General features: G+C 57.2%; 11 protein-coding genes and 4 tRNA genes. 14 read left to right on the top strand and 1 reads right to left on the bottom strand.

The window, feature by feature from the left end; translation table 11 throughout:
• Positions 1-69 precede the first annotated feature (69 nt).
• A complete protein-coding gene (locus EDC30_RS07990) occupies positions 70-1680 on the top strand; it encodes a tetratricopeptide repeat-containing response regulator (protein ID WP_132258301.1) in 1611 nt (536 codons plus the stop codon).
• Between the two features lie 64 nt (positions 1681-1744).
• Here EDC30_RS07990 and arsC read toward each other — a convergent pair whose 3' ends face one another.
• Positions 1745-2104 (bottom strand): arsenate reductase (glutaredoxin), encoded by a 360-nt coding sequence (gene arsC, locus EDC30_RS07985; protein WP_132258300.1) that lies wholly within the window; start codon positions 2102-2104, stop codon positions 1745-1747.
• 110 nt (positions 2105-2214) lie between these two features.
• Between arsC and EDC30_RS07980 the strand changes: the two genes are divergently transcribed.
• The 13 genes from EDC30_RS07980 to rpoB all read left to right on the top strand — a co-directional run bounded on the left by EDC30_RS07980 (position 2215) and on the right by rpoB (position 13238).
• Positions 2215-3198 (top strand): gamma-glutamyl-gamma-aminobutyrate hydrolase family protein, encoded by a 984-nt coding sequence (locus EDC30_RS07980; RefSeq protein WP_132258299.1) that lies wholly within the window; start codon positions 2215-2217, stop codon positions 3196-3198.
• A gap of 207 nt (positions 3199-3405) precedes the next feature.
• Positions 3406-3491 (top strand) — tRNA-Tyr (locus EDC30_RS07975).
• A 58-nt stretch (positions 3492-3549) separates the two neighbouring features.
• Positions 3550-3623: transfer RNA gene (locus tag EDC30_RS07970), tRNA-Gly, on the top strand.
• Positions 3624-3667: 44 nt separating this feature from the next.
• A tRNA-Thr gene (locus EDC30_RS07965) sits at positions 3668-3742 on the top strand.
• 124 nt (positions 3743-3866) lie between these two features.
• Entirely contained in the window at positions 3867-5057 is a 1191-nt protein-coding gene (gene tuf / locus EDC30_RS07960) for an elongation factor Tu (RefSeq protein WP_132258287.1), read from the top strand.
• 148 nt (positions 5058-5205) lie between these two features.
• Positions 5206-5281 (top strand) — tRNA-Trp (locus EDC30_RS07955).
• Positions 5282-5317: 36 nt separating this feature from the next.
• On the top strand, positions 5318-5698 hold the full coding sequence (gene secE / locus EDC30_RS07950; RefSeq protein WP_132258298.1) for a preprotein translocase subunit SecE: 381 nt from the start codon (positions 5318-5320) through the stop codon (positions 5696-5698).
• A 2-nt stretch (positions 5699-5700) separates the two neighbouring features.
• Positions 5701-6297 carry a transcription termination/antitermination protein NusG gene (gene nusG, locus EDC30_RS07945; RefSeq protein ID WP_132258297.1) on the top strand — a complete coding sequence of 199 codons (597 nt, stop codon included), beginning with the start codon at positions 5701-5703 and terminating at the stop codon, positions 6295-6297.
• 173 nt (positions 6298-6470) lie between these two features.
• A complete protein-coding gene (gene rplK / locus EDC30_RS07940) occupies positions 6471-6902 on the top strand; it encodes a 50S ribosomal protein L11 (protein WP_132258296.1) in 432 nt (143 codons plus the stop codon).
• Position 6903: 1 nt separating this feature from the next.
• Positions 6904-7599, top strand: coding sequence for a 50S ribosomal protein L1 (gene rplA, locus EDC30_RS07935; protein WP_132258295.1), 696 nt, complete (start codon positions 6904-6906; stop codon positions 7597-7599).
• A gap of 334 nt (positions 7600-7933) precedes the next feature.
• Positions 7934-8431, top strand: coding sequence for a 50S ribosomal protein L10 (gene rplJ, locus EDC30_RS07930; RefSeq protein ID WP_132258294.1), 498 nt, complete (start codon positions 7934-7936; stop codon positions 8429-8431).
• 62 nt (positions 8432-8493) lie between these two features.
• On the top strand, positions 8494-8871 hold the full coding sequence (rplL, locus tag EDC30_RS07925; RefSeq protein ID WP_132258293.1) for a 50S ribosomal protein L7/L12: 378 nt from the start codon (positions 8494-8496) through the stop codon (positions 8869-8871).
• A 260-nt stretch (positions 8872-9131) separates the two neighbouring features.
• A complete protein-coding gene (rpoB, locus tag EDC30_RS07920; RefSeq protein WP_132258292.1) occupies positions 9132-13238 on the top strand; it encodes a DNA-directed RNA polymerase subunit beta in 4107 nt (1368 codons plus the stop codon).
• Positions 13239-13243 lie beyond the last annotated feature (5 nt).

Below are 13243 nucleotides of genomic sequence, written 5' to 3'. Positions count from 1 at the left end.
TAATATACTTGTGCCAGCAGTAACATTCTGGTCGTATAACCCGCATCACTTCTCTGGCATGCGTAACGGATGAAAGACTTCAGCAAACTCACCGCATTGATTATCGACCCGAGTTCGGGGATGCGTGCCAATCTGCACAATATGCTGAACTTGTGCCGCATTACCAAGATTGAGCATGCCGTCAGCGCCAGTACGGCGATCCGGCAGCTACAGAACAAATCATTCGACATCATCATTTGCGAGTACGACTTGGGCCAAGGGCAGGATGGTCAGCAGCTGCTCGAAGATTTGCGGCATAACCGGATCATCAGCCTGTGGGCCATCTATTTCATCGTCACCGCCGAGCGGGCCTATGAAAAAGTGGTCAGTGCCGCCGAGCTGGGACCGACCGACTATATCCTCAAGCCGTTTACCGCTGACATGCTGCTCGAGCGGATCGTGCGCGCGCTTGAAAAGCTCGCCATTTTTCAGCCGGTACATGAATTGATCGCACATAGCCGTCTGCAAGACGCCGTCCAGGCATGCCTTGCCGGCGAAGCCGCGCATCCGCGCCTGGCCGTTGATTTCATGCGCTTGCGGGCCGAGCTGCATATCACGCTGGGCGAGTCGCAACAGGCCGAGCAACTCTATCGTCAGCTGATCGAAATGCGAACTGTCGCCTGGGCGCGCCTCGGCTTGGGCAAGGCGCTATTTCATCAAGACCGCCTTGAGGAGGCAGAGGAAATCCTCGCAGGCTTGGTGGAGGAAAACAACAAGTACATGGATGCGTACGACTGGCTGGCCAAAACCCATGAGCGGGTCGGCCAGATCGAACGGGCCAAGGCCGTGCTGGAGGGCGCGGTAGCAATTTCGCCTCACGCGCTGCGGCGCTTGCGCAGGCTGGGAGAGGTGGCGCTGGCGGCGGGCGATGTCAAGGTCGCCGAGCGCTCGTTCCAGCAAGTCGTCACCAAGGCAAAATACTCGGAATTCCGCGATCCGGAAGATCACGTAAAACTCGTCAAAACGCTGGTTACCAAGGGCGATGCCCAGCAAGCCTCCTCGGTCATCCGCGACTTGCAGAAATCCTTGCAGGGCAATGAGAAAATGCCGGCGTGCCGGGCAATCTCAGCCGCGCTGGTGCATGAGTCGCTGGGCGACAAGACGCGTGCGGTCGAAGAATTGGCGACGGCAGTGGCGGCTTGCCGCGAACCGATCGGCATGTCGGCGGAAATGAAAATGCTGTTGGCCAGCAGCTGCCTTGCCAATAACCTGGAGCAGGGCGCCAGCGAAGTCATGCTCGATGTGATGAACAATGCCGCTGATGGCGCCGCCATGGCCAAGGCCGTGAGCATTTTTGAAAAACATGGCCGCACCGACCTGGCGGAACAAACCTCGCGCGAAAGCCGCAAGCAGGTTGTCGAACTGGTCACTTCAGGCGCCGACAAGGCGCGCCAGGGCGATTACAAGGGCGCCGTCGAACAAATGTTAACGGCGGTACAGAAACTGCCGGACAATCCGCAAGTCGTATTCAATGCCGCCGTGGCGATTCTGAAATACCTGGAAAACCTGGGATGGGATGGCAACCTGAGCGAACGCTGCCGCCTGTTGATCGACAAAGCGCGCCAGCTTGAACCCGGCAATCCGCGCCTGTCGCCGTTGGCTGAATTACATGGCCAAATCCTGCGCAAGCACGGCCGGTGACAGGCACGCCGGCCAAGCGCTCAGGCTGGCCCATGGCCGGGCACGCTGCTGTCGCACTTGATGGTTAACGGGACTCCAGCCAGGCGGGTAATTGTTCCGGTGGCCGGGCGATCACTGCCCGATCCCGATACGCCACGACAGGCCTTTGCAACAGACGCGGGTGTTTGGCCAATGCATTGAGCAAGCCGTCATCGTCTGCCATTGCCAGGTTCAATGCCGCGTATTCTTCCTCATTCGTGCGGATCATGTCAGAGGCTGCAACATCGAGCTGGCGCTGCAGTTGGCGAAGCTGATCCAGATTGAGCGGAGTTTTTTGGTAATCGACAACGTTCAGGGGTTCCTTCCTGGCATGGGCGAATTCTTCAACAATAGTCAGCGCTTCACGTGACTTGGAACAGCGGGGATTATGGTAAATGGTAATCATATAGACAAAAATGCATGACTGAATCTCGCCAATTTTATCTGTCTTCGATGCTGAGCGGATATTTTGGTATCGTTAGCGGTCTACATCTTTCTTTATTTAAACCCTCTGCGATGTCAAACCAGAAAGACCAAACTACGCCGGCAATTGCGCCGCCTGCTGAAACAGGTGAGCGCACACATACCGCACAGCCCATCGAAATAGAAAAGGCCAGTACCCCTGCATATCTCAAGCAGGATGAGGCACCCTGGTCGCTCGCATGGAAAATCATGGCTGGCCGGATAAAAGGTGTATCGAATCAAATCGGCAGCCGCTTGATGCGCCGAACCTTGCGAATCGGTGTCTCGGCCCGGATTTTTCATCCCGAAGCCGGCGCCAAGGGATTGCGCGGCAAAACGCTGCAGTACCTGGAAGAGTCCATTGCGCACTGGGTCATGTCGCGTGATGTCCTCGTTTTTATGATCCCGACGGTGAACAATACCGGGATGCTGCACTCCAGTAATATCCGGTTGCGCGACTATGCCAAGCATCTGGACGGGCTTGTGCTGCAGGGTGGGGCGGACGTCTCGCCGCAAACCTATAGCCAAGCCGCGACCCGTCCGGAATGGATGGGCGACCGTGCGCGCGACATGTATGAACTGGAACTGCTGCATGAATTCATCGAAGCGGGCAAGCCCGTTCTAGGGATTTGCCGCGGTTGCCAGCTCATCAACGTCGCCTTCGGCGGCACCTTGTACCAGGATATCGCGACCGACGTGCCCACCGCGATTGCCCACGTCGACGAAGCATACGATAGCCATTATCACGCGCTCAGATTTCCGCAGGGCTCTACCCTGGGATCGCTCTTCTCCGGCACGCCCGAGCCGCTAGTGAACTCCATTCATCATCAGGCCGTCCGCGAGCTTGGCCGTGACCTGGCCGTCGAAGCTGTATCTGGTGGCGACAATATCGTCGAAGCGATCCGTTATCGCAAGGCGCGGTTCGTCATGGGACTCCAGTGGCATCCCGAATTCCATCGGGCCGGCACTCCCGGGCTGCTCGACTGCACTCCGATTCTCGACGATTTCCTGCGGGCGGCACGCGAGACCCGTTTCTAAAGCATAGGAAGAAGGCAAGTAAATCGACTTGGCATGCCGCTGGTCAAAGACAAAATGGTGAAGAAGGCATAAGATTTCCTCTGCCATCGTTGTTCCTGACACAGCTAGAAAGTGGCCTGTCCACCCGATTTTGCAAAAAAATCGGTATAAATCATGAATGCCCGTTGACAAAACCGCGAGCGATATCTATAGTTTGGGGTTCCCTGCGGAGGGGTGGCCGAGTGGTTAAAGGCAGCAGACTGTAAATCTGCCCTCTTATGAGTACGCTGGTTCGAATCCAGCCCCCTCCACCAGGTCTGATGACCGCGCAGAGAATAGATAGAGCGTTTGAAGTACCAGATTGCAGTCCTCGCGGGTGTAGCTCAATGGTAGAGCTGAAGCCTTCCAAGCTTAAGACGAGGGTTCGATTCCCTTCACCCGCTCCAAGTTTGAGTCGAGCGCGCCTGCGGGTGGCGAGCGACAAAAATAAGCCCTTGTAGCTCAGTGGTAGAGCACTCCCTTGGTAAGGGAGAGGCCACGTGTTCAATCCACGTCAAGGGCACCAGATAAGATTGGTGGACCGGGGTGCCGGCGCAGTAAGCGCGGGTGACTGGTCTGCCAATCAGTTGTTTCAGCAAGACGGTCGGGCACGTGCCTGAACATACTCATCCAATCGTTAGGAGTCTAAGATGGCAAAAGGCAAGTTTGAGCGGACGAAACCGCACGTGAACGTTGGCACCATTGGTCACGTTGACCATGGCAAGACCACCCTGACCGCGGCAATCGCGACCGTGCTGTCGGCGAAGTTTGGCGGCGAAGCCAAGAAGTACGATGAGATCGACGCTGCTCCTGAAGAAAAGGCACGCGGCATCACCATCAACACCGCGCACGTTGAATACGAAACCCAGAACCGTCACTACGCCCACGTTGACTGCCCGGGCCACGCTGACTACGTCAAGAACATGATTACCGGTGCAGCGCAGATGGACGGCGCGATCCTGGTGTGCTCGGCCGCTGACGGCCCGATGCCGCAAACCCGCGAACACATCCTGCTGGCTCGCCAGGTTGGTGTGCCGTACATCATCGTGTTCCTGAACAAGTGCGACATGGTCGACGACGCAGAACTGCTGGAACTGGTTGAAATGGAAGTGCGCGAGCTGCTTTCCAAGTACGAATTCCCGGGCGACGATCTGCCGATCATCCGCGGTTCGGCTAAGCTGGCGCTGGAAGGCGACAAGGGCGACCTGGGTGAAGGCGCCATCCTGAAGCTGGCTGAAGCCCTGGACAGCTACATTCCGACGCCGGAACGTGCCATCGACGGCACCTTCCTGATGCCGGTGGAAGACGTGTTCTCGATCTCCGGTCGCGGTACCGTGGTGACTGGTCGTGTTGAGCGCGGCATCATCAAGGTCGGCGAAGAAATCGAAATCGTTGGTATCCGTGATACCGTCAAGACCACCTGCACTGGCGTGGAAATGTTCCGCAAGCTGCTGGACCAAGGTCAAGCTGGCGACAACGTTGGCGTGCTGCTGCGCGGTACCAAGCGTGAAGAAGTCGAGCGCGGCCAAGTGCTGGCCAAGCCGGGTTCGATCAAGCCGCACAAGCACTTCACCGGCGAGATCTATGTTCTGTCGAAAGACGAAGGTGGTCGTCACACCCCGTTCTTCAATAACTATCGTCCGCAGTTCTACTTCCGTACCACGGACGTGACTGGTTCGATCGAGCTGCCGAAGGACAAGGAAATGGTGATGCCTGGCGATAACGTCTCGATCACTGTGCAACTGATCAACCCGATCGCGATGGAAGAAGGCCTGCGCTTCGCTATCCGTGAAGGTGGCCGTACCGTCGGCGCCGGCGTCGTCGCTAAAATCATCGAGTAATACGCGTCAAAACGAGAGTGAAGTGGTACAATCTGCCGCTTCACTTTCGGTGAGTGTTGAAGAGGGCAAGTAATCTGCCCTCAAATAATTGAAATGTTGTGCGCCGGTCAGTAGTAAAGCGCTTGGCGCGTAACATCGACAAGTTAGTAGGGGCGTAGCTCAATTGGCAGAGTGACGGTCTCCAAAACCGTAGGTTGGGGGTTCGAGGCCCTCCGCCCCTGCCACCGATTCAGGTGCAGGGCACCGAAAGCAAAAATAGTATGTCTAACAATCCCGTACAGACCGTAAGCACGTCCGGCGACAAGGTAAAGGTTGCGCTGGCTGTGTTCGCCGCGCTTGCAGGTGTTGTTGGTTTTTATGCATTGGCTGGCCAGCAAACGCTGCTGCGCGCAAGCGCTTTGATTGGTGGCTTGGTAGTGGCTGTTCTGTTGCTCTGGACCGCTGAGCCTGGGCGCAATTTCCTGGCGTTCGCCAAGGAGTCTGTGCGCGAAACCAAGAAAGTAGTGTGGCCGAGCCGCAAAGAGGCCATGCAAATCACCGGCGTCGTCTTCGGATTTGTCGTCATCATGGCGATCTTCCTCTGGGGAACCGACAAGTTGCTCGAAGTGGTGCTGTACGACCTGATCCTAGGCTGGAAATAATAATGAGCGAGAATATTCAAGGCGATGTGCCTGCCGAGGGCCAGAACGCCGCGCCCGCCGCTGCCAGCAAGAAGCGCTGGTACGTGGTGCATGTTTATTCCGGCATGGAAAAGAGTGTGCAACGTGCTCTGCGTGAGCGTATCGCGCGTGCTGCCATGGAAGATCAGTTTGGCCAGATTCTGGTGCCGACCGAAGAAGTGGTTGAGGTCAGAAACGGTCAAAAAGCAGTCACCGAGCGTCGCTTCTTCCCTGGCTATGTGCTGGTCGAGATGGAAATGACCGACGACACTTGGCATCTGGTGAAAAATACCAGCAAGGTGACCGGTTTCATTGGCGGCAAGTCCAACAAGCCGACGCCGATCCCGCCGCATGAAGTCGACAAGATCCTGCAGCAAATGCAGGAAGGCGTGGAAAAGCCGCGTCCCAAGGTGTTGTACGAAGTGGGGGAAATGGTGCGCATCAAGGATGGCCCATTCACCGACTTCAATGGCAATGTCGAGGAAGTCAACTACGAAAAATCGCGCGTGCGTGTATCCGTGACGATTTTCGGCCGCGCGACTCCAGTCGAGCTCGAGTTCGGACAAGTCGAAAAGGTGTAAGAGGTCCTGCCTTTTCAGTGTGGCCAAATGTTTGGCGTTTCATTGCTTTAAAAAATATGCGCTGCGCCGGGCGCCACAGCAGTTCGTGAAAATCGGCATTAGCAGTACCAGGAGGAGCCTTAGTAACTTCATCGGTGAACGGGCGCTATCACTCAATCAATACAGGAGCCATCATGGCCAAGAAAATCGTCGGCTTTATTAAGCTGCAAGTTCCGGCTGGTAAAGCCAATCCCTCTCCTCCGATCGGCCCTGCGCTGGGTCAGCGCGGTCTGAACATCATGGAATTCTGCAAGGCCTTCAACGCCCAGACTCAAGGCGTGGAACCGGGTCTGCCGATTCCTGTCGTGATCACAGCTTTCGCGGACAAGTCCTTCACCTTCGTGATGAAGACGCCGCCGGCAACCATCCTGATCAAGAAAGCCGCTGGCATCCAGAAGGGTTCTGCGAAGCCGCATACCGATAAGGTTGGCAAGATCACCCGCAAGCAAGCTGAAGAAATCGCAACGACCAAGCGTCCGGATCTGACGGCCGCTGACATGGAAGCAGCCGTGCGTACCATCGCCGGTTCCGCTCGTTCGATGGGTATCACGGTGGAGGGTCTGTAACATGGCAAAACTGTCCAAGCGCGCTCAAGCGCAAAAAGCAAAAGTCGATCGTACCAAGTCCTACCCGTTCGATAACGCCATCGCCCTGATCAAGGAATGCGCGACCGCCAAGTTCAATGAATCGATCGACGTGGCTGTGCAGCTCGGCGTCGATGCCAAGAAGTCGGACCAGGTTGTTCGCGGTTCCGTAGTGCTGCCGGCCGGTACCGGCAAGACCGTGCGCGTGGCTGTGTTCGCTTCGGGCGACAAGGCTGAGGCCGCCAAGGCTGCTGGTGCCGATATCGTCGGCATGGAAGACCTGGCCGAGCGTATCAAGGGCGGCGACATGCCGTTCGATATCGTCATCGCTTCGCCGGATACCATGCGTATCGTCGGTACCTTGGGTCAAGTGCTGGGGCCGCGTGGCCTGATGCCGAACCCGAAGGTCGGTACCGTCACTCCGGACGTGGCTACTGCAGTCAAGAATGCCAAGGCTGGTCAGGTGCAATACCGTACCGACAAGTCCGGCATCATTCACGCCACCATCGGCCGCAAGTCCTTCTCGGATGCCGATCTGAAAGCCAACCTGTTGGCCCTGATCGATGCGCTGAACAAGGCCAAGCCAGCAACCAGCAAGGGTGTATACCTGCGCAAGGTCGCGATCTCGTCGACCATGGGTGCTGGTGTGCGCGTTGACCAGGGTAGCCTGGCTGCGTAATTGAAGGTTTAAGTCCTCATGCCGTACAAGCGGCGTGGGGCGATTCTTTGGGCTGTGCCGTCAGCCTCGAAAATGAGCGCGGAGTAATGCCCGTGTCAAGTTTTTAAGGTAAGCGGGGCAGGCAATCAAAGACCGTTGGGCCGAGCACAAGTGGTTGATGTGCAAGGTTAAACCAGGACATAAGAAATTATTCCTTACCCAACGCAGATGGTGAACCCGAACAAGTTTTGTAGTCTCTAAGCTGGTCTGCCAGTATGGAACTCCTAACTTCGGACGCCGTGTTCGAACCGATGCGAGGAAGTAATATCCCGAGCATCATTTTTGGAGGTTGATCTTGAGTCTCAATCTGAATGACAAGAAGGCCGTCGTCGCAGAAGTCTCCGCACAAGTAGCAAAAGCGCAGACCATCGTCGTCGCCGAATACCGTGGCATCCAGGTTGGTCACATGACGCAACTGCGCGCCAATGCGCGTTCCCAAGGTGTGTACCTGCGCGTGTTGAAAAACACGCTGGCACGTCGCGCCGTCGAAGGAACCGCATTCTCCGGCCTCGCCTCCGAAATGACCGGTCCGTTGATCTATTCGATCTCCGAAGATGCCGTGGCTGCAGCGAAAGTCATCAATGACTTCGCCAAAACCAACGACAAGCTGGTCATCAAGGCAGGTAACTACGCAGGCAAATCACTGGATAAAACCGGTGTTGCCGCGTTGGCTAATATTCCGACCCGTGAAGTTCTGCTGGCCCAGCTGTTGGGCGTTATGCAGGCACCGGTTTCGGCATTTGCGCGTGGCTTGGCTGCTTTGGCAGCCAAGAAAGAAGGCGAAGCCGCTTAATGCGCTTTGCCTGGCATGTGTACCGACTAGATGAAGTAACCAATACCAATTAGGAGTTTTAAATGGCAATTAGCAAAGAAGAGATCCTGGAAGCCGTAGGCGCGCTGTCCGTGATGGAACTGAATGACCTGGTCAAGGCATTCGAAGAAAAATTCGGTGTTTCCGCTGCTGCAATGGCAGTTGCTGGTCCGGCTGGCGGCGGTGCTGCTGCCGCTGCTGCTGAAGAGCAAACCGAATTCACCGTGGTTCTGGCTGAAGTGGGTGCTAACAAGGTTGGCGTCATTAAAGCTGTCCGCGAAATCACCGGTCTGGGCCTGAAAGAAGCCAAGGATCTGGTCGACGGTGCACCGAAGCCAGTTAAAGAAGGTCTGGCCAAGGCTGACGCTGAAGCTGCCAAGAAGAAGCTGGAAGAAGCTGGCGCCAAGGCTGACCTCAAGTAATAGGTTTGCTGGGGCGTTGCTAGTTTTGTAGCGCCGGAGTCAAAGTGCGATACCTTCTCAGGAAGGATTCGGCTTTGGCTCCTTTGTCGTTTTCGATTTATGCAGTAAATGCGGCTTGTTTGTGGCGCTGGTCTAGCCAAGGCAAGTTTAAGAAAGTACTCGGAGCCGAGACTTGAGGTTTCGCAGATTGATGAGGAGGGACATCCTTTCTCGTGGCGAAACCTGAATTCTCCATCCTACCTGTCACTCACGGAGTGTCCATGCACTACTCATTTACTGAGAAGAAGCGCATTCGCAAATCGTTCGCGAAACGCGCTAACGTTCACAACGTTCCCTACCTGCTCGCGACTCAGCTTGAATCCTACACGGCTTTCCTGCAAGCCGACAAGGGTGCGGCGCATCGCAAGAACGAAGGCTTGCAATCCGCCTTTTCCTCCATTTTCCCGATCGTGTCGCACAATGGTTTTGCGCGCCTCGAATTCCTGTCTTATGTGCTGGGCGATCCTCCCTTCGACGTCAAGGAATGCCAACAGCGCGGCCTGACCTATGCTTCGCCCTTGCGCGCCAAGGTGCGTCTGGTGATCCTGGATAAGGAATCGCCAACCAAGCCGGTCGTCAAGGAAATGAAGGAGCAGGAAGTCTACATGGGCGAACTGCCCCTGATGACGGTCAACGGCTCTTTCGTCATCAACGGTACCGAGCGCGTGATCGTCTCGCAGTTGCACCGTTCCCCGGGCGTGTTCTTCGAACATGACCGCGGCAAGACGCATTCGTCCGGCAAGCTGCTGTTCTCGGCCCGTATCATTCCTTACCGCGGCTCCTGGCTCGATTTCGAGTTCGACCCGAAGGATATCCTGTTCTTCCGCGTCGACCGCCGCCGCAAGATGCCGGTAACGATCCTGCTGAAGGCCATCGGCATGACGCCGGAACAGATCCTGGCAAACTTCTTCGTGTTCGACAATTTCACCCTGCGCTCGGAAGGCGCAGAGATGGAATTCGTCGCCGAACGGCTGCGCGGCGAAGTCGCCCGCTTCGATATCACCGATAAGTCCGGCAAGGTCATCGTTGCCAAGGATAAGCGCATCAACGCCAAGCATGTGCGCGAAATCGAAGGTGCCGGCATCAAGTACATCTCCGTACCGGAAGAGTACCTGGTCGGCCGCGTGCTGGCCAAGAACATCATCGACGCCGACACTGGTGAAGTCATCGCCAATGCCAACGACGAGCTGACCGATGAGTTGCTGGGTCGCCTGCGCGACGCCAACGTCACCGACATCCAGACCTTGTACATCAACGATCTGGACCAGGGCGGCTACATCTCGCAAACCCTGCGCACCGACGATACTGCTGACCAGACCGCTGCTCGCGTGGCGATCTACCGCATGATGCGTCCTGGCGAACCGCCGACCGAAGAATCGGTCGAGGCGCTGTTCAATGGCCTGTTCTACAGCGAAGATCGTTACGACTTGTCGGCCGTGGGCCGCATGAAGTTCAACCGTCGTATCGGCCGCGATGAGTTGACCGGTCAGATGACCCTGTCCAACGACGATATCCTGGCTGTCATCAAGATTCTGGTTGAGTTGCGAAATGGCCGCGGTGAGGTCGACGATATCGATCACTTGGGTAACCGTCGCGTGCGTTGCGTCGGCGAACTGGCGGAGAATCAATTCCGTGCCGGCCTGGTGCGCGTCGAGCGCGCTGTCAAGGAACGTCTCGGCCAAGCCGAAGCGGACAACCTGATGCCGCACGACCTGATCAACTCCAAGCCGATCTCGGCTGCGATTCGCGAATTCTTCGGTTCTTCGCAATTGTCGCAGTTCATGGACCAGACCAACCCGCTGTCGGAAATCACCCACAAGCGTCGCGTCTCGGCTCTTGGCCCTGGCGGTCTGACCCGCGAACGCGCCGGCTTCGAAGTGCGCGACGTGCATCCGACCCACTACGGCCGCGTCTGCCCGATCGAAACGCCGGAAGGTCCGAACATTGGTCTGATCAACTCCCTGGCGCTGTATGCTCGCCTGAACGAGTACGGCTTCCTGGAAACGCCGTACCGCAAGGTTGAAAACGGCAAGGTGACCGACCAGATCGACTACCTGTCCGCAATCGAGGAAGGCCGCTTCATCATCGCCCAGGCAAACGCTGCTATCAACGAGAGCGGCATGCTGTCCGACGAATTGGTGTCGGCGCGTGAAGCTGGTGAAACGATTCTGGTGTCGCCGGAACGCGTACAGTACATGGACGTGGCGCCGGGTCAGGTGGTGTCGGTGGCAGCCTCGCTGATTCCGTTCCTCGAGCACGACGATGCGAACCGCGCGCTGATGGGCGCCAACATGCAACGTCAGGCCGTGCCTTGCTTGCGTCCGGAAAAAGCCTTCGTCGGTACCGGTATCGAGCGCACCGTTGCAGTCGACTCGGGCACCACCGTGCAAGCCCTGCGTGGCGGTATCGTCGATTACGTCGATGCCGGCCGTATCGTGATCCGCGTGAACGACGACGAAGCCGCAGCCGGCGAAGTCGGCGTGGACATCTACAACCTGATCAAGTACACCCGTTCCAACCAGAACACCAACATCAACCAGCGTCCGATCGTCAAGAAGGGCGATCGCGTGGCACGTGGCGACGTCGTTGCCGACGGCGCATCGACCGACTTGGGTGAATTGGCGCTGGGCCAGAACATGCTGGTGGCGTTCATGCCGTGGAACGGCTACAACTTCGAAGACTCGATCCTGATCTCCGAAAAGGTCGTGGCTGACGATCGTTACACCTCGATCCATATCGAAGAGTTGTCGGTTGTTGCACGTGATACCAAGCTGGGCGCGGAAGAAATCACTCGTGATATCTCCAACCTGGCAGAAAATCAACTGGCTCGTCTGGATGAGTCGGGCATCGTCTACATTGGCGCGGAAGTCGAAGCCGGCGACGTGCTGGTCGGTAAGGTGACGCCGAAGGGCGAAACCCAGCTGACTCCGGAAGAGAAGCTGCTGCGCGCGATCTTCGGCGAAAAGGCATCCGACGTGAAGGATACCTCGCTGCGCGTGCCGTCAGGTATGGTCGGTACCGTCATCGACGTGCAAGTGTTTACCCGTGAAGGCATCCAGCGTGACAAGCGCGCTCAGCAGATCATCGACGATGAACTCAAGCGCTATCGCCTGGACCTGAACGACCAGCTGCGTATCGTGGAAGGCGATGCCTTCCAGCGTCTGGAACGCATGTTGATCGGCAAGGTCGTCAACGGTGGTCCAAAGAAGCTGGCCAAGGGTGCTGCTATCACCAAGGAATATCTGGCCGATCTGGACAAGTACCAGTGGTTCGATATCCGTCCGGCCGACGACGACATGGCAGCCGCTCTGGAAGCGATCAAGGAATCGATCGCCGAGAAGCGCCACCAGTTCGACCTCGCATTCGAAGAGAAGCGCAAGAAGCTCACCCAGGGCGACGAATTGCCGCCGGGTGTGCAGAAGATGGTCAAGGTGTACCTGGCGGTCAAGCGTCGCCTGCAGCCTGGCGACAAGATGGCGGGTCGTCACGGTAACAAGGGTGTGGTCTCGCGTATCGTTCCGGTGGAAGACATGCCGTACATGGCTGACGGCACTACCGCCGACGTTGTGCTGAATCCGCTGGGCGTGCCGTCGCGTATGAACGTCGGTCAGGTGCTGGAAGTCCACCTTGGCTGGGCAGCGAAGGGTCTTGGTCGTCAAATCGATCGGATGCTCAAGCAGCAAGCCAAGGCAGCTGAAATGCGCAACTTCCTGACCACGATCTATAACGAGACCGGTCGCAAGGAAGAGCTCGACCAGTTCAGCGACGAGGAAGTACTGGAACTGGCGGCAAACCTGAAGAATGGTGTGCCGTTTGCCACCCCGGTGTTCGATGGCGCGCATGAAGAGGAAATCCGCCGCATGCTGGACCTGGCGTATCCGGACGACGTCGCCAAGCATCTGGGCATGACGCCGTCGAAGAACCAGGTCACCATGTACGACGGCCGCACCGGCGAGGCTTTCGAGCGCACCGTTACGGTTGGCTACATGCACATGCTGAAGCTGCACCATCTGGTCGATGACAAGATGCATGCCCGTTCCACCGGCCCGTACTCGCTGGTGACACAGCAGCCGCTGGGCGGCAAGGCGCAGTTCGGCGGCCAGCGTTTCGGCGAGATGGAAGTCTGGGCACTGGAAGCGTATGGCGCCTCTTACGTGCTGCAGGAAATGCTGACCGTGAAGTCGGACGACGTGAACGGCCGTACCAAGGTGTACGAGAACCTGGTCAAGGGCGACCACGTCATCGATGCCGGCATGCCGGAATCCTTCAACGTGCTGGTGAAGGAAATCCGCTCGCTGGGTATCGATATCGACCTCGAGCGCGACTAAGCAAT

This window comes from Paucimonas lemoignei, assembly GCF_004342585.1.
GTDB lineage: Bacteria > Pseudomonadota > Gammaproteobacteria > Burkholderiales > Burkholderiaceae_D > Paucimonas > Paucimonas lemoignei.
Note: the sequence above shows the minus strand (reverse complement) of the source record. Positions and strands in the feature narration are given on the sequence as shown.